This is a genomic window from Ruania albidiflava DSM 18029 (assembly GCF_000421225.1).
Taxonomy (GTDB): Bacteria; Actinomycetota; Actinomycetes; order Actinomycetales; family Beutenbergiaceae; genus Ruania; species Ruania albidiflava.
Genome location: NZ_ATWL01000002.1, coordinates 69,413 through 90,384 on the forward strand (window position 1 = coordinate 69,413; position 20,972 = coordinate 90,384).

Genomic DNA, 20,972 nt, shown 5'->3' on the forward strand with positions numbered 1-20,972 from the left:
CACCGGGTGCGCGGAGCGACCCCGGGCTGCGGCCCAGCGCCCGCTCAGCGCAGCGGGTCGAAGGGTGCGAGCACCGCATCGCGCCGTCCGGTGACGATCTGCTCAGCGAGCAGCTTGCCGGTCGCCGGTCCCAGCACGATGCCCCACATCCCGTGCCCGCCGGCCACGTAGACCCCTGGCGCGCGGGTGGCGCCCACGAGCGGCAGGCCGTCCGGGGTCACCGGTCGCGCACCGACCCACTCGTCCTGCCGCTGCTCCAGGTCCACCCCGGTCAGCAGCGCCTGCGCCTGGTTCACCATCGCCTGGATCCGCCGGGGCTGCAGTGCTTCGTCAGGTCGGCGGAACTCCATCGTCCCGGCGATGCGCAGCCGGTCCTGGTACGGGGTGCAGGCGATGCGCTGGGTGGGCAGGTAGATCGGGTGCTGCGGCGGTGGCTGGCTGGCCACGGTGAAGGAGTAGCCACGTCCGGCGTGCACCGGCACCCGCACACCCAGCGGGCGCACCAGCTCCGGGAGCCACGCACCGGTGGCGACCACCACGGAGTCGGCCGCCAGGCGTTCACCGGAGTCGAGCACCACCCCGGGGCTGCTCTGGTGGTCCACTGCGACGGCGCGCACCCCCGTGCGTAGGTCTCCTCCCCGGGCCAGCACCGCCTCGCCGAGGGACTCGACGAACGGTCCTGGTTCGATGAAGCGTTGCCCGTCCAGCCGGTAGGCCACCTGCACGGCACCGGAGAGCTGCGGTGCCAACGTCTGCGGATGGTCCAGTCGCTCCAGCGGGATGTCCTGACCGTGGCCGGCCACCCGGGACATCTCGGCGACGAAACCTTCCGCCTCTCGTTCGGCGGTGAAGCCCACCACGAAGGGGCCGGTCCGGGTCCGGCTGTGCACCCCGCCGTCGGACAGCTCGTCGAACGCCGCCAGCGCCAGCTGGTTGATCGGGGTGAGCGCAGCCATGGTGCGGTGCCATGCGCGCATCGTGCCGTGACCGGCGAACCTCGCCAGGAAGGACCACAGGCGCAGGTCGAACCGGAACGGCACGTGCAGCGCAGCATCCGGATCGACCAGAGCCCGCGGCCCGTAGGTCCACAGGCTCGGATCTGCCAGCGGAGTGGTCTTCGCCGGTGTGAGGTAGCCGGCATTGCCCCAGGAGGACCCTGCCGCCACGCCGGTCCGGTCCACGACGGTCACCTGCACGCCATGCTCCTGCAGGTGCCAGGCAGTGGCCAGACCGACCATGCCTGCGCCGACAACAACCGCCCGTACCATCGCGCACTCCTCTCTGCCCACCCGAGAACTCAGCCTCAGTATGCGCAAGACGAATCGCGTCGCGGGCACCTGAGACAAGAAGCACCGCAAGAATCCGCTGCGCTGGACCAGGTGGAGCTGGCCATCCTGGCCGAGCTGGAGCACCACGGCCGGATGCCGAACACCGCCCTGGCGGCACGGGTGGGGACAGCAGAGCCGACCTGCCACAAGCGGTTGCGCGCACTGACCGTGTTCTTCGCCGCCGGCGACGAAGACTTCCTGGTGCACGTGGCAGTGGCCGACGCCGGGGGTTGCGTGCGGTCGTCTCCGACACGCTCAGCGTGCGGGAGGAGGTCGCAGCCACCAGCACGAGCCTCGTCTTCGACCACGCTCCGGGCCAGCGGCCGGCGGCAGCCGGCCGACCGGGAGCAGCCACCCAGCAGCGGTCGGACCGGGCCGCTGGGCGGACCCAGTGCCGCAGTCAGCGAGGACGACGGCCCCGTACGCAGAGGAACTGATAGAACCAGGTGCGCAGCTGCGGGTCCCGGCACAGCTCCTGGTAGCGCTCCAGCTGCGCCGCTGTGGCACCGGCTGCGACCAGATGATGGTAGGCCTGCTTGTTCAGGCTCAGGTGCAGCAGCATCCCGGGGCTGCCGCCGGTGACGGTCTGCGAGGTCTCGATGCCGTGGATCTCCGTGAGCCCGGCGGCCACCATCCGATCGTCGATCCGGTGCGCCCAGTCCACGTCGAGCCCACCCGCCGGCCCGACCACCCGATGGGAGAGGTGCTGGATCCTCTCCCACACCGCCAGGTCCTCCGCGCTGACCGCCGACAGCACTCGCCGCGGCCGGTCGGTCACGTCCCCGACCACCAGCCACCCGCCCGGGGCCAGGGAGTCGGCCAGCAGCGCCAGGATCTCTTCGCGCCGCGGCAGGTGCATCAGGGTGAGCCGGGTGTGGATCAGGTCGTAGGGGCCGGCCAGGTGCCCGGGTAGACCGTCGTTGATGTCGTGAGCCAACGGATCGACTCCCGGCTGGCTGTGCAGCTGGGCGGTGTCCAGGTCGACGGCGAGCACCTCACCGTCCGGTCCGACCTGGTCGGCCAGCCAGCGAGCCACCGACCCGCCGCCGGCACCGACGTCCAGGCAGCGCCACCCGGACTGGATACCGATAGGTGTGAGCATGCCGAAGGTCGCAGCATCGAGCATGGCAGCGAGGTGGTCCATCTGGGCGGCGCCCAGGTCAGAGCCGGTGTCGAAGAGGTAGCTGGTGTCGGTCATCCCTCGAGCGTGCGGGTACGACGGCGGTGCGCACCATCCGTAATCACCCGGATTCTCCTGTGAGCGCCCAGGCGATCACTGCCTGCCGGCTGGTCACGCCGAGCTTGGCGCGGATATGTTCCTGATGGGTCTCCACCGTGCGCCGGGAGATGACCAGCTGTTGGGCGATCTCCGCATTGGTCAGGCCGGTGCCGGTGAGCATCGCGATCTCGTGCTCGCGCGGGGACAGCGGCGAGCTGGTCGAGGCTGGTCTGAGCGCCTCGGTGACCAGCTCCTCGGCAGCCATGCCCGCACCTTCGGTGCGCAGCTCGGCAGCGACCTGCGGGCCGAGAGCCCCCTCGGCATCGGCGATCGCCGCGCGAACGATTCCGTCCACCAACGGCGGCAGCGCTGTACCACGGCGGGCGCGCCGAGCACCGGCAGCGGCGAGCCGCAGCACCGCCCGGGGCCGGTGCTCGCTGCTGGCGAGGCATACTGCCGACCAGAGCCATTCCGACTCCCCGTCCAGGCCGTCCAGCAGTCGCAGGTCGGCGATGGTCCCGGCCAGGTGCCGGCGGTGCGCGACCAGGTCGCCACGTCGGGCGGCCACGTAGGACATCCCCACGCGCGTCCGCCGGGTGAGGGCCGGCGCCGGCTCCGCGGGCTCCACCAGCCGGAGTGCCGCCGCTTGGGCGGTGGCGCCGGCGTCGATGTCGCCGCTGCAGAGGTGAGCATAGGCCAGCACGGTCAGGGACCAAGCGTGGGCGTGCCGGTCGCCACGCTCAGCGAAGACCGCCACGCTCTCCTCGGCGCAGGCCGCAGCGCGCGGCACGTCGCCGCACGCTGCGGCGACCTGACTGAGGGCGCGCAGCACACGAGCGGCACCGTCCTGGTCGGGCAGAGAGCGCATGAGCACCAGCGCCGCCTGCGCCTCAGCCACCGCCTGCCGGTAGCGGCCCTGGCGATACCCCAGCCGGCACAGGGCGAGCAGTGCTTCCGCCCGGGTCCGTGGCGCCGGCATGCCCACCTCGAGCAGCGCCTCGACCCGGTCCCGGGCCGCGTTCATCTGGCCCCGGTGCTCCCAGTAGCCGACTAGGCAGGTCACCAGCCGGAGCGCAAGGTCGGAGCAGGTGCCGCGAGCCCAACCGGCCGCTGCCAGCACGTTCGCCTCCATGTGCTGCAGTCGCGCAAAGCACTCCTGCCCACCGGGTCCCATGAGGCCACGAGCCTCAGCCCCAGCCGCCTCGAGAAAGTAGTGGGCGTGGGCCCAGCGGATCTGCTGGCTGCACCCGGTCTGTGTCAGCCGGGCGGCGGCATGCTGCCGGATCGGTTCCAGCAGCCGGTAGCTCAGCTCACCGGCGGCTGCCGGTTCGGAGAGCAGCAACGAATGGTCCAGCAGTGCCGTCAGGTCTGCCAGGAGTCCATCCCGTTCACCGGCCACTGCAGCGATGGCCGCCAGGTCGAACGAGCCGGCGAACACCGACAGGTCGGCCAGCAGCCGCTGCTGTGCCCCGGACAGCCGTTGACAGCTCCAGTCGATCGTGGCCGCCAGTGTGGTGTGCTCCGGACTGGTCGGCATCGGCAACGGGCTGTGCTGCAGCGCTGTCCTCAACCGGTCGAGCAGTGCGGGCAGCGCGAGCACGCGGGTCTGTCGAGCGGCGATCTCGATCGCCAGCGGGAGATGACCGACGAAGTCGCAGACCTGGTCGATGCGCTGACGGGTGCGCTCATCGAGCACCAGCTCGGTCACCAGGGATGCCCGGTCCAGGAACAGGTCGGCGGCAGCGTCCGGCGCCAGCGGTCGGATCTGGTGCAGCCGTTCGCCCGGCACTCCCAGCGGAACCCGGCTGGTGGCCAGCACGCGCAGCTGTGGTGCGGTGGCCAGCAGCCTGTGCACCAGTGCGGCGAGCGTGTCGAGCACGTGCTCGCAGCCATCGAGCAGGAGCAGCCGCTGCTCGTCCCGGGTCGCTGCCACCAGGGCGTCCGCGAGCTGGGTGCCGGGACCTTGCCGCACGCGCAGCGCGGCTGCGACCGTTGCGGCCACGTCCTCGCCGGTGGTGACCGTGGCCAGCGGCACCGGGACCAGCCCGGCGGCGAACTGGTCAGCCACCCGGCCAGCGACCTCCGCAGCGAGCCGGGTCTTGCCGACCCCGGGTGGGCCGACCAGCGTGACCAGGGGAGTGGTGCTGAGCAGGTGAGCAACGCCGTCGACCTCACTGTCCCGACCGACGAACCGGGTCAGACCGACCTGCGGGTCCGTCCCGACCGGTTGCCCGAGCTGCTGCACCTGGCCACCCTCAGCGGCGGTGCGCGCCTTCAGGAACCACGTCGACCGGTCCGGCCGGCGCAGGTCGTCTCCCGCGGCGAGCCCGTGCTTCGGTCTCGATCTGCTTCTTCGTGGCGGCGAAGGAGCAGATCGGGCACGCGGCCAGGTCGTGCCGCTGTGCCGGGCAGAACTCCCGGCCGAAGTAGATGATCTGCAGGTGCCGGCGGTTCCAGGTCTCCTTCGGGAAGGCGCGCTTCAGGTCCGCCTCCACCTTCTCCACAGTGGTCCCCGTGGACAGCCCCCAGCGCCGAGCCAACCGGAAGATGTGCGTGTCCACCGGGAACGCCGGGATGTCGAAGCCCTGGGCCATCACCACGCTCGCAGTCTTGTGCCCCACCCCGGCCAGGCCCTCGAGGAACTCCCAGTCCGGTAGCACCTCGCCACCAGCATCCAGGATCTGCCCGGCCGCGGTCCACACGTTCCGCGCCTTGGTGGGCGCCAGGCCGATCTGCCGGATCAGCTCCAGGATCCGCTCGGCACCCAGGTCATACATCTGCTGCGGGGTGGACGCGGCAGCGAACAGGGCTGGGGTGACCTCATTGACCTTCTTGTCCGTGGTCTGCGCCGACAGCGCCACCGCCACCAGCAGCGTGTACACGTTCACGTGGTCCAGGGCGATCGGCGGGTCCGGGTACAGCTCGTCGAGGATCGTCCCGATCCGTTCCACCTTCTCCGCTCGTCGCACGCGGCCAGCCTATCCGGGAACAGCGGGGCGACGGCGGGCTACCGCGACCAGATCGGCTCCGGAAAGTCCACCGTGCTCGCCCTGCTCGCCGGGCTGCGGGAACCGGACGCCGGGGCGGTGCTCCTCGACGGTGTGCCAGTCGGCGCGGTGGACCGGACGCTGCTGAGCAGCGTGGTGTTCCAGCACCCGTACCTGTTCGCCGGCACCATCGCCGAGAACGTGCGTGCCGGGGACCCGGCCGCCAGCGACGCCCAGCAGCAGGCAGCGATCGCTCGTGCGCGGGTGGACGATCTGGTCCAGCGACTGCCCGATGGTGTGCACACCCTGGTGGGGGAGGGCGGCATCGCGCTCTCCGGCGGAGAGCGCCAGCGGATCTCCATCGCCCGTGCCCTGCTCAAACCGGCGCCGGTGCTGCTCATCGACGAGGCGACGTCGGCGTTGGACGCGCAGAACGAGCGCGCGGTCGCAGCGGCCGTGACCACCGGGGCAAACCGGGAGCAGACCACCATCGTGGTGGCGCACCGGCTGAGCACGATCGCCGGCGCCGACCGGGTGCTGTTCCTGGACCAGGGGCGCATCGTGGAGGACGGCACCGTGGCGGAGCTGCTCGCCGCCGGCGGACGGTTCGCACAGTTCTGGCAGCGGCAGCGGGCCGCCGCGGGCTGGCGGCTGGAGCCGGCACGCACCTGAGCGGCTGACGCCTGTGCACGGTGCAGCCGCTGTGCTGCCGCAGAAGGTCAGCGTGCCGGCGGGTCGCTGCGGTCGAGGTGTGCGGCGTCCACGATCAGCTGCAGCGACCGCACGTGCGCCTCGAACGCCTCCCGCCCGACGGCGGTGGCCGAGTACCAGCGGGTGCGTCGTCTGCCGGTGTAGGTAGAGCTGGAGGTCACGTACCCGACCTCGGAGAGCGCGGCCAGGTGGGTGGACAGGTTGCCATCGCTCAGACCTAGCGTCTTGGCCAGCGCCGTGAACCGCATCGCCCCGTCAGCGGGCAGCCCGTGCAAGGTCGCCTGGATCCGCAGCCGGTTGGAGTCGGTGAGCACTGCGTCGAACGGGGTGCGCAGGTGTTCCAGCAGCTCCTCGGGCAGGTCGCTGCGCGGTGTCGGCTCAGACATGGCGGCTCCCCACCAGCGTCCGTCGCACACCGAGCACCAGCAGCGGCAGCGCTGTGGTCACCCCGAAGAGAGCCAGCGGCGGGGCGAGGTCCTGACCGGCAGCGAGCGCGGCCAGCACCACCACGGCGATGCTCGCCACGACGAACGGTACGTCCTCGGTGGCCACGGCGTACAAGCACATCGCCAGCCCCCACAGCCCGCCGAGGAACAGGGCGGTGTAGATCCAGGAGGACGGTTGCGCGGCGGCGACCAGGAACGGGGAGGCGCCGAGCACCACCACCCACCCCCACCGGATGCGGCCCTCCGACCCGGTGCGGATCGCGTGCCGTACCGGGTACCAGCTGCCCAGCATGCCGACCGCCCAGGCGAGCAGCACCACCACCAGCCGAGCTGCGCCGTCGAGCAGGTCGAGGGCGGCGTAGCCGACCCCGAACGCGATCCCCCAGCCGAGCAGCGGCACTCCGGTGATCCTCGAGCGCCCGATGGTCCGGGCCTGGTCGGTGAGCGACCCGAGCTCACGGATGAGCTGCTCCGCCTGCTCCGGTTGCTGGGACATGGGTGAAGTCTACGAAAGGCGAGACGCGCAGCCCCGGTGTCGGTTACTCTGCAGCACAGAGTTATTACTCTGTGGCACAAAGTATTCGACCCGGATACCTCGAGGAAGGGAAGACGATGGGGCGCAACTTCAGCAGCGGACTGCTCGCAGGGGTGACCGCTGCGACGATCTGGATGGCGATCGCACTATGGCAGGGGATGCCGACCGAGACCGTGGGGATGTGGGCGCTGGTGTTCCTCATCGGCACCACGCTGATCTCCACGATCATCTCCGGCATCATCGTCAAGGGCGCCGGCGGGACCGCTGCGGAGGCGGAACGATCCTGACCCCGCGCCGCCAAGGGTGCACCTGCCGGTATGGGGCGGTCAGCGGAACCGTTGCACCGCCAGCGGTGCCGCCTCCGCCAGCTCGGCGACCGCCTCGTGCTCCCGGGCCGCGAGCACCTCACCCAGCGGGCCGGAGGCCACGAACCGTCCCTCGGCGAGGAAGTGCACGCTCGGGCACATCCGGGCGACCAGCTCCAGGTCGTGCGAGATCACCACAGCAGCAGTGCCCAGCCGGGTGAGCAGGTCGCCGAGCCGGCGAGACATCTCCCCGCGCGCGGCCGGGTCTACAGCGGTGAACGGCTCGTCCAGCACCAGGATCTGCGGCCGGGTGGCCAGCGCTGTGGCCAACGCCACCCGCTGCCGCTCACCACCGGAGAGGGTGATCATCCGCCGGGTGGCGAAGTGCTCCTCGAGGGCGACGGCGTCCAGCAGCTCCTCGACCGGCGTCGCGTGCGTACGGCCCGCCTTGCGTGCTTCCTTCAACGCGGTGCGCAGCGAGACGGTCACCGTCATCCGCGGGTCGGAGATGGTCATCGAGTCCTGGGACATGAACCGTACCTCAGCCCGGAACTCCTTGCCCGGTCTGCCGCGCATCCGGTCCACCGGGCGCCCGCCGTAGGTCACCGAGCCGCGGCTGGGTCGCAGCACCCCCCGCAGCAGCCGGGCCAGCGTGGTCTTCCCGACGCCGGACGGGCCGACGATGCCCAGCGGCGCATCCCCGGGGGTGATCGTCAGGTCGATGCCCTGCAGGACCTCGTTCCCGGGGTAGCCGCCCCATGCGTCGTGGGCCTGAAGAACGGATCCTGCCGCCATGGAGCGAGCACTCCTTCGTCTGGGAGAACGGTCTTGCGTATGCTAACCCGCTCTGCTGTCCGTCCCGTCGGTGCTCAGTCCGGGACTGGACCGAGCAGCGCGTTCGCCCACGCGCTGTGCGCGGACTCGTCGTCGCTGGGGTGGAACAGTCCGGCGAGCACGTCCCGGTACAGCCGGGAGAGCTCGCTGCGGTTGAAGTACGCTCCACCGCCGCTGACCCGGATGGCCGCGTCCACCACGTCCTTGGCGGTCTCGGTGGCGCGCACCTTCACCGCCGACAGGCGGGGGAACCACATCGAGCCGTGGTCGGCCAGGCTGTCCACGTCTGCTGCGAGCGTGCTGATCTGCGGGTAGATGCCGTCCAGGGCGATGCCCGCGTGCGCCAGGCGCCACCGGATGTCCGGATCGCGGGAGTACGGGGCGCCGTCGTGCTGCAACGAGGTGCGCTTGCCCACGGTGGCCACGGCGACATCGATCGCCCGCTGGGCGATCCCGGTGTACACCGAGGCCAGCAGCAGCTCGAAGCAGGCGAAGATGCCGAAGATCAGCGGATCCGGGTTCGGGCCCGGGTCCAGCCGGCGCACCACCCGCTCGGCCGGGGCGTGCGCACCCTGGAGCACTGTGGTGCAGGATTGCGAGGCGCGCTGGCCCAGGGCGTCCCAGTCGTCCTTGATCTCGAAGCCGCCACCGTCGCGGGTGATGAACGCGTACACCGACTTCGGCCCGTCCGGGGAGGTGGTGTCGGTGCCGAACGTGCCCAGGCGGGTCCAGGCGGGGGAGAGGGAGGTGAAGATCTTCGTGCCGTGGAAGGTGTAGCCGCCCTCGCCGTCCGGTCGGGCCTCCGTGGTGGAGCCGAACAGCACCAGGTCGTTGCCGCGCTCGGAGATGCCGAAACCGAAGACCTCCCCGGCGGCGGCCTCGGTGAGCACCTGGTCCATGAACGTCTCGCCACGGTCGTGGACCACCTTGGCCACCCCGACCCACACCTGGTGCATGTTCACCGCCAGTGCGGTGGCAGGTGCCGCCCCGGCGAGGGCCATCTGCTCCCGGGTGACCTCTTCCAGGCTCATCCCCAGGCCGCCGAGCTCTTTGGGTACCAGGGCGGTGAGGTAGCCGGCCTCCTTCAGCTCCTGCAGGTCCTCTGTGAAGAACGCGTTCTCCCGGTCGTAGCCCGCGGCCCGGTCCCGGATCCGGTCCAGCAGCTCTGGTGCCAGCAGCATGGTGCTCCCTCTCTCACGTCTCGCCCGCACCCATCTCACCACGGAACCACCGGCTTCCGGGGGTCGGTCCAGGACCTGGTTGCGGTGCGGGACAGCTGGGCAGCGTCTGTGCACAACACACTGAGGCAGCAGCTGCTGATGCTGCGGGTTCCCCCACCTTCCTAGACTTTCGGCGTAGAGTCCGTGCAGCACGGAGCGGGCCGGCGTCGTCTTTCCGGCCGGTGGGGCTGTTGTGCCGGATGGGACGAAAATGACAGAAGTTCGGGTCGTGGGTGGTCGGAAGCCCAGAAAATCGCGGAAACACGCCGAGAATCGGCGTGGATTTGCGTGCACGGACGCTCCGCCGTCGTAGTGTGACCACGGCGCCTCCCGCTCGGGAAGCGATCAAGAACGATGAGAGGGAACCTACGTGTCCGTCAACCGCACTGATCTCGTTGCTGCGATCGCCGAGAAGGCGTCGCTGACCAAGACCGACGCCGACGCCGCGCTGGGTGCGCTGCAGGAGGTCCTGGTCGAGTCCCTCGGCAAGGGCGAGGCCGTCAAGGTCACCGGCCTGCTGAGCGTCGAGCGGGTGGAGCGCGCTGCGCGCACCGGCCGCAACCCCCGTACCGGTGAGGAGATCCAGATCCCGGCCGGTTACGGCGTCAAGGTCTCCGCTGGCTCGGCACTGAAGAAGGCCGTCGCCAAGTGACTCTCGGCGGCCGCTGAGCCGCCATCGACGAAGGGGCGTAGGAGAGATCCTGCGCCCCTTCGTCGTGCCGGGGGAGGGGTGTGCGGGTGCTGCGTGCGAGAGCCGGGGATGGCCGGCCGTTCGACACCGATGGGCGGTCGTCGGCCTGAGAGCGTGTGCGGACTGCCGAGGCGCGCGGGTGCGCGGTGCCCTACGCCTGCCGCTCCCGCGCCGCCGCCTGCAGCTCCCGCGCCGCCGCCTGCCGCTCCCGCGCCTGCGCCACGGCCTCGCGCTCGCGCTTGACCGCCTCCCGTACCCGCTTGGCCGCCTCCCGCGCGGCTTTCTCCGCCTCCCGTCGAGCGGCACGGGCCTCGCGCACCTTCGGATCTTTGGGGAAGGTGTCGGTCTCGGGAGGTTGCTGCAGGGCCGAGGGCGTCGCGGCCGGGGCTCCCTCGCTGCGTGCCTGGAGGTAGAGGTCGACGCCGTCGAGGATGCGCTCCAGCCCGAATGCGAGCGGGTCACTCTCGGCGGTGAACACGCCGGCGTCGATCGCCACGCGCAGGTGCGGGAACTGCTCGGCGGTGACCAGCTGGCCGATCACCTCCGCCACCTGGCGGTCCAGCTCGTCCGGGCTGATGCCGGTCTCCCGGGCCTGGTCGGTGTAGCCGTGGTTGACGATCGCCTGCCACCGTGCGTGCCCGGTCATCAGCAGGAGCACGGCGGTCGCCTCCTGCGCATCCAGCGCGGTGTCCACCAGCAACCCGAGGGCAGCGTCCATCCAGGCGAGGTTCGCCGGGGTGCTCGGGATGCCGGCGATCGGTAGGTCCAGCAGCCAGGGGTGCGCAGTGTAGACCGCCATCGTCTCGTCGTGCCAGCGGACGAGACCCTCGCGCCATCCGGTCGCCTCGGTGATGCTCAACGGGGGAGCCCCGAGCGCCTCCTCACCCATCAGCAGCAGCAGGTCGTCCTTGCTGGTCACGTAGCGGTACAGCGACATCGTGGTGAAGCCGAGCTGCTTCGCCACCGCGGACATGGACACAGCACCCAGCCCGTCGGAGTCGGCGATCTCGACGGCGGCGTCCACGATCCGTTCCAGGCTCAGCTCCCGCTTGGGTCCCCGTTGCTGCGGGTGGGCGGCCACCCCCCAGGCCAGGGCCAGGCCACGGGGCAGCTCTACCTCGTCCAGGTCTGGGTCCATGCACCCCAGCCTAGTTCTGTTTATGGCGTAGACAAGTTGGTGTACAACGCAGACAGTGTATGGCGTACACAGGCGTTGGGAGGGAGTTGTCATGAACGTAGCGATCGAGGTGAGCGGACTGCACAAGGCGTTCGGCGCCGTCGACGTGCTCGCGGGCATCGACCTGAGCGTGCGGCGCGGCACTGTGCACGCCCTGCTCGGCCCGAACGGTGCGGGCAAGACCACGCTGGTGCACATCCTGGCGACGCTGGTGCGCCCGGATGCCGGCACCGCGCGGATCGCCGGCGCCGACCTGCTCGCCGAACCGGCTCAGGTGCGCCGGCGGATCGCGCTGACCGGGCAGTCCGCTGCGGTCGATGACGTACTCACCGCTGCGGAGAACCTGCGGATGATGGCCCGGCTGCGCGGGCTGCGCGGCCGGGCTGCGCGGCGGCGGGCAGCGGAGCTGATCGAGCGGTTCGGCCTGGTCGAGGCGGCTGGTCGCAGGGTGAAGACGTTCTCCGGCGGGATGCGGCGCCGTCTCGACCTGGCCCTCAGCCTGGTGGTCGCCGCGGACGTGGTGTTCCTCGACGAACCGACCACCGGGCTCGACCCGCGCAGCCGGCGCGAGCTCTGGGAAGTGATCGGTGGGCTGCGCACCAGCGGCACCACCGTGCTGCTGACCACGCAGTACCTCGAGGAGGCCGACGAGCTTGCCGACCGGGTGTCCATCCTCGGCGGCGGGTCGATCGTGGCAGAGGGGACCCCCGCCGAGCTCAAGCGCACGGTGGGGGAGGAGCGGGTGGAGCTGCGGGACCATTCCGGAGCGCTGCTGCACGCCGAACCCACCGACGGCAACTCCGCCGGGCTGCGCCGCGCCCTGGACGTGATCGACCGGCTCGGCCTCACCGGCGAGCTGGTGGTGCGCCGGCCGAGCCTGGACGATGTGTTCTTCGCCCTCACCGAGACGGCCTCCGGCTCCGGGACCAGCCCGGACGGTGCCAGCGGCCCGGCTGCTCCCCCCACCCGGCCGCTGGCCGCTACCGGAAGGACCCCGCGATGACCGCCCTGACGCCCACAGCACCCTCGGCCGCCCACCGGCTCCCCGGCACCGAGGAGGCGGTGTTCATCGGCCGCAGCCTGCGCCACAGCCTGCGCAACGTGGACGCTCTGCTGATGGCGATCATGCTGCCGGTGATGCTGATGCTGTTGTTCGTCTACGTGTTCGGCGGCGCCTTCGACCCGAGCGGGGGTTACGTGAACTACGTGGTACCGGGCATCATCCTGCTCTGCGCCGGATTCGGGGCCTCCTCCACGGCTGTCGACGTGGCCGGGGACAAGACCTCCGGGATCATGGATCGGCTGCGCACCCTGCCGATCCGCAGCTGGGCCGCCGTGACCGGGCACGTCGTGGCCAGCCTGGTGCGCAACCTGCTCGCCACCGCAGTGGTGGTCGGGGTGGCGCTGGCGATCGGCTTCCGGCCGAGCGCCGGTCCCGGGCAGTGGCTGCTGGCGATCGCATTGATCGCGGTGTACATCCTGGCCATCACCTACTTGTTCGCCGCGATCGGCCTGGTCACGGGCAGCCCGGAGGCGGCCAACGGGTACGGGTTCGTGCTGCTCTTCCTGCCCTACCTGTCGACGGCGTTCGTCGGCGCGGACACGTTGCCCACCTGGCTGCGGGGGTTCGCCGAGCACCAGCCGATCACCCCGGTCATCGAGACGGTCCGGGCGCTGCTGATGGGCACCTCGGCCGGTTCGGCGCCGGTCCTGGCCCTGGCCTGGTTGGCCGGGATCCTCGCGGTGGCGGTGGTCTGGTCGGTACTGAGCTTCCGGCGACAGGCCGGCCGACGATGAGTATCGAAGTGGTGCGGGCTGAGGCTCTGGGCGACCGGGGACGGCGTGCGGCGGCCGCGCTGCTCGCCCGCGGCTTCGCCGAGGACTTCGCCGCCATCACCAGCGACCGAGACCGACTGGCCGCCGCGTTCGAGCCGATCCTCCTGCCCGAGCACATCTACCTGGCACTGCGCGACGGCCAGCCCGCCGGGATCGCCACGCTCACCGGTGCCGACCAGGAGGTGTTCGCCCCCCGGTGGGCACTGCTGCGCCGTCGGCTCGGAGTCCTGCGGGGCACAGTGCTGCACGTGGTGGTACGCATCTGGTTCATGGGCGGTGATCCGGACGGCGTCCCGGGCCGGGCAGAGATCGGGTCGGTCGCGACCGACCCGGAGCACCGGGGCCGTGGTGTGGCCACAGCGCTGATCCGGCACCTGGTGGAGGACTCCGCCCACCGGGTGTACGTGCTGCGTGACATCAAGGACACCAACGAGGCAGCACTGAGCGTGTACCGCAGGCTCGGCTTCGTCGAGTACACCCGCCGCAAGGCCCGCTTCTCCCGGCGCGCCGGGTTCTCCGCGTACGTCTCGATGAGGCGGGTGGGAGCCGGCAGCTCCCAGACCGAGGCAGCAGCTGGGCCGGACCGGGGCGCGCACGAGGGGTGAGTGGGCCTGTCCAGACAGCAGCACGCCGTCAGGCTTCGTACACTGGGACCATGAGCGAGCCGATTCCTCCCACCGAGCCCCAGGAGACCGAACGCCTGTCCTCCGGGGCGGGAACCGACGTCCTGGAGCGGGAAGAGGTCCGCGAAGAGGCCTCGCCGGGTGACGGCGACCGGTACGCGCACTACGTGAAGAAGGAGAAGATCACCGCGGCAGCCGTCTCCGGTGCCCCGGTGGTAGCCCTCTGCGGCAAGGTCTGGACCCCGAACCGAGACCCCAGCAAGTTCCCGGTCTGCCCCGCGTGCAAGGAGATCTACGAAGGACTGACCGGTGGTGGCGGGGACGACTCCTCCTCCGGAAAGGGCCGCGGGTTCTTCGGCTTCGGCTCCAAGAAGTGATCGGGCCGGACTCACCGGCCGCCACAGCTCACCCACCGACCGCCGCCGCACCGGCGGCGGGGTCCACGAGCGCGGCCTCCAACCTGCCCCCGGCCTACCCCGCCCGCGCGCCGTGGGGCACCGCCCCCGCATTGCGCGCCTGGCAGGCCGCCGCCCTGGAGCAGTACCTGGAACGCGCGCCTCGGGACTTCCTCGCCGTGGCCACCCCGGGCGCCGGGAAGACCACGTTCGCCCTCCGGGTGGCCACCGAGCTGCTGCAGGCACGGGTGGTGCGCCGGGTCACCGTGGTCGCTCCGACCGAGCACCTGAAGACCCAGTGGGCGGATGCCGCCGGTCGGGTGGGCATCCGGATCGACCCGAACTTCCGCAACGCCCAGGGTCGGCACGGGTCGGCCTACGACGGGGTGGCGCTCACCTATGCACAGGTCGCAGCGAACCCGAACCTGCACCGGGCGCGCACCCAGGCCGCGCCCACGCTGGTGATCCTGGACGAGGTGCACCACGGCGGTGACGCGCTCTCCTGGGGGGATGCCGTGCGGGAGGCGTTCGACCCGGCGCGGCGGCGGCTGTCCCTGACCGGTACGCCGTTCCGCTCGGACACCGCGCCGATCCCGTTCATCACCTACGCTCCCGACGCCGACGGCATCCGCCGCTCCCAGCCGGACTACACCTACGGCTACGGCGACGCGCTGCGCGACCACGTGGTCCGGCCGGTGATCTTCATGTCCTACTCCGGGCAGATGCGCTGGCGCACCAAGACCGGTGAAGAGGTCAGCGCACGGCTGGGTGAACCACTCACCAAGGACCTGGTGAACCAGGCCTGGCGCACCGCGCTGGACCCGGAGGGGGAGTGGATCCCCTCGGTGCTGGCGGCGGCGGACAAGCGCCTGACCGAGGTGCGCCGGCACGTGCCGGACGCCGGCGGGCTGGTGATCGCCACCGACCAGACCAAGGCCCGAGCCTATGCCGCGCACCTGCGCCGGGTCACCGGGCAGGCGCCGGTGGTGGTGCTCTCCGACGACGACGGCGCCTCGCACCGGATCGAGGAGTTCGCCGCCGGCGACCAGCGCTGGATGGTGGCGGTGCGGATGGTCTCCGAGGGGGTGGACGTGCCCCGGCTGGCGGTCGGGGTATATGCCACCTCGGCCGCCACACCGCTGTTCTTCGCCCAGGCCGTGGGCAGGTTCGTGCGCGCCCGCAAGCGCGGGGAGACCGCCTCGATCTTCCTGCCGTCGGTGCCGAACCTGCTGGCGCTGGCCGCCGAGCTGGAGACCGAACGGGACCACGCCCTGGACCGAGCTGGGCGCGCCGAGGCCGACGAGGGCCTGTTCTCCGCAGAGGACGACGAGCTCGCCCGGGCGCGCCGTGCGGAGAAGGCCAGCGACGAGCTGATGTTGCCCGGCTTCGAGGCGCTGGAGGCGCAGGCCTCCTTCGACAAGGTGCTCTACGACGGCGGCGAGTTCGGGCTCGGCGGGGACGTCGGCTCCGCCGAGGAGCAGGAGTACCTGGGGATCCCCGGGCTGCTGGACGCCGACCAGGTGGCCACGCTGCTGCGCTCCCGGCAAGCCGACCAGGTGGCCGCCCGGCGCCGGAACGGGCAGCCGGACGCGGCCCCGGTGGACGACCACCGGGTGGTGGCCGAGCTGCGCAAAGAGCTGAACGCGCTGGTCAAGGCCTGGGCCCGCCGTTCGGGCACCCCGCACGGAGTGGTGCACACCCGGCTTCGGGAGCAGTCCGGCGGTGGGGAGGTGGCCACCGCGTCGGCCGAGCACCTGCGGAGCCGGATCTCCACGGTGCGCCGGTGGTTCGTCGGCAAGAAGTAGTCCGCGAGCCCGCTCCTCGCCACCCCGCTTGCCCCTCCACCCCCCCTCCGTTCGGCTGAAACGATGCAGGCGATACTTCCCGCGCGGGGTCGTGCCCGCGGGTATCGACCTGGTGCAGGAAGTGCTTCGCGATGGTCGGTGGCACCGCCGAGGCTCTCGGTCTGCTGGCGGCGGTCGCGCTGACTGTGCTGGTGGCGCGCCAGCGACGCCGTGCGATGGTCGCACCGATGCTGGCGGCGGCCGCCATGCTCGGCACGCTGCTTGCCTACTGGTTCGGCAACCGGCCGGTGAACGCGCTGATCGTCGGGTGGACGCCGGACACGCTGCCGGCGGACTGGTCCGCCTACCGAGCCACCTGGGAGACGGCGCACGCGATCTCCGCGGGGCTCGCGGCCGTGGCGTTCGCCGCACTGCTGGCGCTGCTCTGGTCTCCGGTCGCCGGAGCCAGGCGGACGCCGGCGATACCTGGCCCGCCGGGCCGATGACGCAGAGCACGACCGCACGCAGGAAGTATCGCCTGGATCGATTCAGCCCGGCAGGGGGATGTGCGTGGTGGGGATGGCGGGGTCCCCGCTCGACAGCCGGCGTGAGTGCGGGGCCAGCTCGGCGCGGGAGGCCGCGTGCCGTGCCGCGGCCCGGCGCACGCCCTCGGCACCGGTGGTGCCCGGCTGCACCATCCCGTCCCGCACCAGCGGCACCAGCAGCGCCCGCAGATCCTCGTCCTCGGGCTGCCAGTCCGCTGCGGCCCCAGCCACCACGAGCTCCTCGCTGGCCCGCCCGGAGGGCTCCAACCGCCGGGCCGCGCTCTTCCGCCCGCCGACGCTCGCCTTGGCCGCCGAGGCCTTCTGCACCGGTTCCATCCGACCGTCAGCGCCCTCCCGGAGCACCAGCTTGTAGACCATCCCGCAGGTGGGCGCCCCGGAGCCGGTGACCACCGAGGTGCCCACCCCGTAAGAGTCCACCGGGGCCACCGCCAGGGAGGCGATCGCATACTCGTCCAGGTCGGAGGAGACCACGATCTTGGTGCCCGCTGCCCCCAGGGAGTCCAGCTGCTCGCGCACCTCCCGGGCTACCTGGGCCAGGTCGCCAGAGTCCAACCGCACCGAGTCCAGCTCGGTGCCTGCGGCGGCGATCGCCCGGCGCACCCCCTCGGCGATGTCGTAGGTGTCCACCAGCAGCGTGGTCTGGGTGCCCAGCGAGGCCACCTGGGAGGCGAAGGCGGACGGTTCGTCGTCGTGCAGCAGCGTGAAGGAGTGCGCCGCCGTGCCGATCGTGGCCAGTCCCCAGCGGCGGCCGGCCTCCAGGTTCGAGGTCCCGGCGAACCCGGCCACCACCGACGCGCGGGCCGCAGCCGGTGCTGCCTGCTCGTGCGCACGCCGGCCGCCCATCTCCAGGCACGGCCGGGAACCGGCGGCGCTGGTCATCCTCGAGGCTGCCGAGGCCACGGCCGAGTCGTAGTTGAGGATGGACAGCACCAACGTCTCCAGCAGCACCCCCTCGGCGAACGAGGACTCCACCACCAGCAGCGGCGAGCCCGGGAAGAACACCTCCCCCTCGGCGTAGCCGTAGATGTCACCGGTGAACCGGTAGTTCGCCAGGAAGTCCAGGGTCTGGTCGTTGACCACCTCGCCTTCGCGCAGGTAGTCCAGCTCGGCGTCGGTGAACCGGAACTGCGGCAGCGCCTCCAGCAGCCGGCCGGTGCCGGCCACCACCCCATAGCGCCGCCCCGGAGGCAGCCGCCGGGTGAACACCTCGAAGACGCACTCCCGCGAGGCGGTGCCGTCGGCCAGCGCCGCCTGCACCATCGTCAGCTCGTACCGGTCGGTCAGCAGCGCCGTGCTCGTGCTGCTGGTTGCGCCGGTGCTTCCCGTGGGCCCGGCCATCCGCTCAGACATGCTCATACGGTACTGGTCGCCCGGACCCCGGTGAGCCGTGCTGGACCGGTGAGCTGCGCCGTCGCGCACCACCGAGCACAAGGTCGAGCAAGACCGGGCACCGGTGCCCGATCTCGATCGACGCTGCTGGTGGGACGGGTCGGGGCGAGCTTCGCCGTCGAGCCCGCGTCTGCGCCCGGCCCTGGTTAGGGTGTGGAGCATGCCCGCTGCACCGGTTCCCGTCGGCTCCCCGGACGTCGACACGCACACCACGATCGAACCCGACCGACCGTGGCTGACCATCGTGTGGAACGACCCGGTGAACCTGATGAGCTATGTGGCGCACGTGTTCCGCAGCTACTTCGGCTACTCCGAGGAGAAGGCCACCACCCTGATGCTCCAGGTGCACCACGAGGGCCGCAGCGTGGTCTCCTCCGGCTCCCGGGAGAAGATGGAGATCGACGTGCAGGCGATGCACTCCTACGGGCTGTGGGCCACCCTCGCCCAGGACGGCGACCCGCTGTGAGGGCGTTCCGGCGTCGGCGCGGGGTGTACGTGGCCCAGCTGGAGGGCGACGAGGCGACCATCCTCGCCCGGGTGGTGGCCGACACCTCCGCGCTGCTCGGCGTGCCGCTGCGTCCCGGGGAGGAGGCCGCGGAGGCGAGCGACCCGCTGGCGCACCTGTCCTGGTCCACCGAGGGGCTGGAGAGCCCGACCGACCCGGCGCTGGCCCGGCTGCTGCCAGATGCCAGCCGTACCGATGACGAGCTCAGCCAGGAGTTCCGCCGGCTCACCGAGCCCGAGCTGCGTGCCGCGAAGGTGGCCCGGTTGCGGATGGTCTGGGACGCGTTGCGGGAGTCCACCGGGCAGGTCCGGGTGCCGGCGGACCGGGCGTTGGACTTCGCGGCCGCGCTGACCGACGTGCGTCTGGTGATCGCCGAACGGCTCGGCATCCGTACCGAGGAGGACGCGGAGCAGGTCCAGGACCGCGTGGCACGCCGCGATGTGCACCAGGGCCCGGACGAGGACGAGGTGCACCTGGCCCTCGGCATGGTCTACTCCGCGCTCAGCTGGCTGCAGGAGTCCCTGATGCAGGTGATGCTGCCCACAATGGAGGACTAGGGGAGGCCGCCAAGGCGCCGGTCCGTCTACGCTCGCAGGTGATGAATGATGCACCTATCGGCATCTTCGACTCCGGTGTCGGGGGTCTGACGGTAGCCCGGGCCGTCATCGACCAGTTGCCAGAAGAGTCCGTGCTCTACATCGGCGACTCCGCCCACGGACCCTACGGCCCGCTGCCGATCGCCCAGGTGCGTGCGCACGCGCTGGCCGTGATGGACGACCTGGTCGCCTCCGGGGTGAAGATGCTGGTGATCGCGTGCAACTCCGCCTCCGCTGCAGTGCTGCGCGACGCGCGCGAGCGCTACACCATGGGCCGGGGGGTCCCGGTGGTCGAGGTGATCCAGCCGGCCGTGCGGCGCGCCGTGGCCACCACCCGTACCGGACGCATCGGGGTGATCGGCACCCGCGCGACCATCGACTCCCGCGCCTACGAGGACGCCTTCGCCGCCGCCCCGCACCTGCAGCTGACCACTGCCGCCGCGCCGCAGTTCGTGGAGCTGGTCGAGCGCGGCATCACCAGCGGGCCGGAGGTGCTCGACCTGGCCCGGGAGTACCTGGCACCGGTGCTTGCTGCCGATGTGGACACGCTCGTGCTCGGCTGCACGCACTACCCGCTGCTCACCGGAGCGATCCAGTACGTGGTGGGAGACGCCGTCACCCTGGTCTCCAGCGCCGAGGAGACCGCCAAGGACGTGTACGCCGCCCTGGTGGCGCACGGTCTGCAGCGGGAGGGCGCCGGCCCGGCCCGGCACCGGTTCCTGTCCACCGGCCAGCCGGCCGCGTTCACCGCCCTGGCACGCCGCTTCCTCGGCCCGGAGGTGGGTGCGGAGAGCGCCGCGGAGATCACCGGGGAGATCCCGGCGGTGCGGCCTGGGCAGCGCCCACCGGAGCCCGGCGAGAGCGTGGCTCCGGGCTACCAGCACATCGCAGCACAGTCCGGGCATGCCCCGGCCGGGGGAGAAGGAGCGCAGTGAGACTGACCGTCCTGGGCTGCTCGGGGTCGATGTCCAGCCCCGAGTCCGCCTCGTCCAGCTATCTGGTGCAGGCTGACGACGGCGAGCGCACCTACGCGGTGCTGCTCGACCTGGGATCGGGGGCGATGGGCCAGCTGCTGCGCCACCACGACCCGACCGCGGTGGACGCGGTGCTGCTCTCCCACCTGCATGCCGACCACGTGGTGGACCTGGCCGCGCTGCACGTGTACCTGCAGTACGGGCCGGCCGGTCCGCAGCCGCCGATGCCGGTGCACGGCCCCGCGGGCACGATCGAGCGGATCCAGCAGCTGTGCGGGGAGGAGGACTGCGAGGAGCAGTTCGCTGTGGGGACCTGGCAACCGGGCAGGCCGGTGCAGATCGGCCCGATGAGCATCGAGGTGTTCGAGGTGCGCCACCCGGTGACCGCCTATGCGCTGCGGATCACCGGCCCGAGCGAGGACGGCTCCGGTCCGGTGGTGCTCACCTACACCGGGGACACCGACTCCTGCGCCGGCGTCATCGACGCCGCCCGCGCGGCGGACCTGCTGCTCAGCGAGGCCGCGTTCTGGGAGGAGGGACCACAGGTGCGCGGGCTGCACCTGACCGGTCGGCGCGCGGGGGAGGTGGCCACCGCCGCCGAGGCGCGCCACCTGGTGCTCACCCACCTGCAGCCCTGGACCCCGGCAGACACGGTCCGCTCCGAGGCGCTCACCGCCTTCTCCGGTCCGGTGGGCCTGGCCGCCCCCGGGGCGGTGTGGGAGCTGTGAGATCACTCACCAACGCTCGGTCAAGTTTCGGGCATAGTTCCACTATGTGAGTGTCACCTTTCGCCCAGTTGTGCGACGGCGGGACTCGGCTGTGACGAGACTCACACCGGGGGCTGGGGTTCT

Annotated in this window: 23 protein-coding genes; 13 read left to right on the forward strand and 10 right to left on the reverse strand. The window is 71.5% G+C overall.

All coding sequences use genetic code 11. The features are described 5' to 3' along the window. Window positions 1-44 precede the first annotated feature (44 nt). The 4 genes from K338_RS0102605 to K338_RS20065 form a co-directional block, all read right to left on the reverse strand. Window positions 45-1,268 carry an NAD(P)/FAD-dependent oxidoreductase gene (locus K338_RS0102605; RefSeq protein WP_022916630.1) on the reverse strand — a complete coding sequence of 408 codons (1,224 nt, stop codon included), beginning with the start codon at window positions 1,266-1,268 and terminating at the stop codon, window positions 45-47. 460 nt (window positions 1,269-1,728) lie between these two features. Beyond that, window positions 1,729-2,526: a class I SAM-dependent methyltransferase gene (locus K338_RS25935; RefSeq protein WP_022916631.1), complete on the reverse strand. Its 798-nt coding sequence runs from the start codon at window positions 2,524-2,526 to the stop codon at window positions 1,729-1,731. Window positions 2,527-2,569: 43 nt separating this feature from the next. Further along, window positions 2,570-4,792 carry an ATP-binding protein gene (locus tag K338_RS0102615; protein WP_022916632.1) on the reverse strand — a complete coding sequence of 741 codons (2,223 nt, stop codon included), beginning with the start codon at window positions 4,790-4,792 and terminating at the stop codon, window positions 2,570-2,572. A 10-nt stretch (window positions 4,793-4,802) separates the two neighbouring features. Next, window positions 4,803-5,516, reverse strand: coding sequence for an endonuclease III domain-containing protein (locus K338_RS20065; protein ID WP_022916633.1), 714 nt, complete (start codon window positions 5,514-5,516; stop codon window positions 4,803-4,805). Between K338_RS20065 and K338_RS0102625 the strand changes: the two genes are divergently transcribed. Further along, window positions 5,436-6,206, forward strand: a complete 771-nt coding sequence (locus K338_RS0102625) for an ATP-binding cassette domain-containing protein (RefSeq protein ID WP_084480551.1) — start codon at window positions 5,436-5,438, stop codon at window positions 6,204-6,206. The two genes, K338_RS20065 and K338_RS0102625, sit on opposite strands and share 81 nt — an antisense overlap. Window positions 6,207-6,253: 47 nt before the next feature. Here the strand turns inward: K338_RS0102625 and K338_RS0102630 are convergent, their stop codons facing one another. Both K338_RS0102630 and K338_RS0102635 read right to left on the reverse strand, forming a co-directional pair. Continuing rightward, entirely contained in the window at window positions 6,254-6,631 is a 378-nt protein-coding gene (locus K338_RS0102630) for a transcriptional regulator (RefSeq protein ID WP_022916635.1), read from the reverse strand. After that, the gene (locus tag K338_RS0102635) at window positions 6,624-7,187 is read right to left on the reverse strand and encodes a hypothetical protein (protein WP_022916636.1); all 564 of its coding nucleotides are present in this window, start codon (window positions 7,185-7,187) and stop codon (window positions 6,624-6,626) included. Before K338_RS0102635 ends, K338_RS0102630 begins: the two co-directional genes overlap by 8 nt. A 116-nt stretch (window positions 7,188-7,303) precedes the next feature. Here K338_RS0102635 and K338_RS0102640 point away from each other — a divergent pair, with 116 nt between their 5' ends. Beyond that, the gene (locus K338_RS0102640; RefSeq protein ID WP_022916637.1) at window positions 7,304-7,513 is read left to right on the forward strand and encodes a hypothetical protein; all 210 of its coding nucleotides are present in this window, start codon (window positions 7,304-7,306) and stop codon (window positions 7,511-7,513) included. A gap of 39 nt (window positions 7,514-7,552) precedes the next feature. On the opposite strand, the gene K338_RS0102645 is transcribed toward K338_RS0102640, so the two are convergent. Beyond that, window positions 7,553-8,326 (reverse strand): ABC transporter ATP-binding protein, encoded by a 774-nt coding sequence (locus K338_RS0102645; RefSeq protein WP_022916638.1) that lies wholly within the window; start codon window positions 8,324-8,326, stop codon window positions 7,553-7,555. Between the two features lie 74 nt (window positions 8,327-8,400). Then, the gene (locus tag K338_RS0102650) at window positions 8,401-9,546 is read right to left on the reverse strand and encodes an acyl-CoA dehydrogenase family protein (RefSeq protein ID WP_022916639.1); all 1,146 of its coding nucleotides are present in this window, start codon (window positions 9,544-9,546) and stop codon (window positions 8,401-8,403) included. Window positions 9,547-9,955: 409 nt separating this feature from the next. Here K338_RS0102650 and K338_RS0102655 point away from each other — a divergent pair, with 409 nt between their 5' ends. Further along, window positions 9,956-10,237, forward strand: a complete 282-nt coding sequence (locus K338_RS0102655) for an HU family DNA-binding protein (protein WP_022916640.1) — start codon at window positions 9,956-9,958, stop codon at window positions 10,235-10,237. 190 nt (window positions 10,238-10,427) lie between these two features. Here the strand turns inward: K338_RS0102655 and K338_RS0102660 are convergent, their stop codons facing one another. Beyond that, window positions 10,428-11,414, reverse strand: coding sequence for a TetR/AcrR family transcriptional regulator (locus K338_RS0102660; RefSeq protein ID WP_022916641.1), 987 nt, complete (start codon window positions 11,412-11,414; stop codon window positions 10,428-10,430). Window positions 11,415-11,505: 91 nt separating this feature from the next. Here K338_RS0102660 and K338_RS20075 point away from each other — a divergent pair, with 91 nt between their 5' ends. The 6 genes from K338_RS20075 (at window position 11,506) to K338_RS24250 (ending at window position 16,597) form a co-directional block, all read left to right on the forward strand. Beyond that, window positions 11,506-12,456 carry an ATP-binding cassette domain-containing protein gene (locus K338_RS20075; protein ID WP_022916642.1) on the forward strand — a complete coding sequence of 317 codons (951 nt, stop codon included), beginning with the start codon at window positions 11,506-11,508 and terminating at the stop codon, window positions 12,454-12,456. After that, the gene (locus K338_RS0102670) at window positions 12,453-13,250 is read left to right on the forward strand and encodes an ABC transporter permease (protein ID WP_022916643.1); all 798 of its coding nucleotides are present in this window, start codon (window positions 12,453-12,455) and stop codon (window positions 13,248-13,250) included. The genes K338_RS20075 and K338_RS0102670 overlap by 4 nt, the downstream gene beginning before the upstream one ends. Further along, a complete protein-coding gene (locus K338_RS20080; RefSeq protein WP_022916644.1) occupies window positions 13,247-13,894 on the forward strand; it encodes a GNAT family N-acetyltransferase in 648 nt (215 codons plus the stop codon). Before K338_RS0102670 ends, K338_RS20080 begins: the two co-directional genes overlap by 4 nt. Before the next feature lie 50 nt (window positions 13,895-13,944). Then, complete coding sequence (locus K338_RS20085; RefSeq protein WP_022916645.1) at window positions 13,945-14,289, forward strand: DUF3039 domain-containing protein; 345 nt, start codon at window positions 13,945-13,947, stop codon at window positions 14,287-14,289. Beyond that, a complete protein-coding gene (locus K338_RS0102685; RefSeq protein WP_040652754.1) occupies window positions 14,289-16,112 on the forward strand; it encodes a DEAD/DEAH box helicase in 1,824 nt (607 codons plus the stop codon). Before K338_RS20085 ends, K338_RS0102685 begins: the two co-directional genes overlap by 1 nt. Window positions 16,113-16,243: 131 nt before the next feature. Next, window positions 16,244-16,597 carry a hypothetical protein gene (locus K338_RS24250; RefSeq protein WP_022916647.1) on the forward strand — a complete coding sequence of 118 codons (354 nt, stop codon included), beginning with the start codon at window positions 16,244-16,246 and terminating at the stop codon, window positions 16,595-16,597. 42 nt (window positions 16,598-16,639) lie between these two features. Here the strand turns inward: K338_RS24250 and K338_RS0102700 are convergent, their stop codons facing one another. Further along, window positions 16,640-18,007 carry a nicotinate phosphoribosyltransferase gene (locus K338_RS0102700; RefSeq protein WP_027286358.1) on the reverse strand — a complete coding sequence of 456 codons (1,368 nt, stop codon included), beginning with the start codon at window positions 18,005-18,007 and terminating at the stop codon, window positions 16,640-16,642. Window positions 18,008-18,206: 199 nt separating this feature from the next. On the opposite strand from K338_RS0102700, the gene clpS reads away from it, so the two are divergent. The 4 genes from clpS to K338_RS0102720 are packed head-to-tail and all read left to right on the forward strand — an operon-like array spanning window position 18,207 to window position 20,849. After that, entirely contained in the window at window positions 18,207-18,512 is a 306-nt protein-coding gene (gene clpS / locus K338_RS0102705; protein ID WP_022916649.1) for an ATP-dependent Clp protease adapter ClpS, read from the forward strand. Then, window positions 18,509-19,108 (forward strand): DUF2017 domain-containing protein, encoded by a 600-nt coding sequence (locus K338_RS0102710; RefSeq protein WP_022916650.1) that lies wholly within the window; start codon window positions 18,509-18,511, stop codon window positions 19,106-19,108. The genes clpS and K338_RS0102710 overlap by 4 nt, the downstream gene beginning before the upstream one ends. A gap of 41 nt (window positions 19,109-19,149) precedes the next feature. After that, window positions 19,150-20,082: a glutamate racemase gene (murI, locus tag K338_RS20095; protein WP_022916651.1), complete on the forward strand. Its 933-nt coding sequence runs from the start codon at window positions 19,150-19,152 to the stop codon at window positions 20,080-20,082. Beyond that, window positions 20,079-20,849 carry an MBL fold metallo-hydrolase gene (locus K338_RS0102720; RefSeq protein ID WP_022916652.1) on the forward strand — a complete coding sequence of 257 codons (771 nt, stop codon included), beginning with the start codon at window positions 20,079-20,081 and terminating at the stop codon, window positions 20,847-20,849. The genes murI and K338_RS0102720 overlap by 4 nt, the downstream gene beginning before the upstream one ends. Window positions 20,850-20,972: the final 123 nt, after the last annotated feature.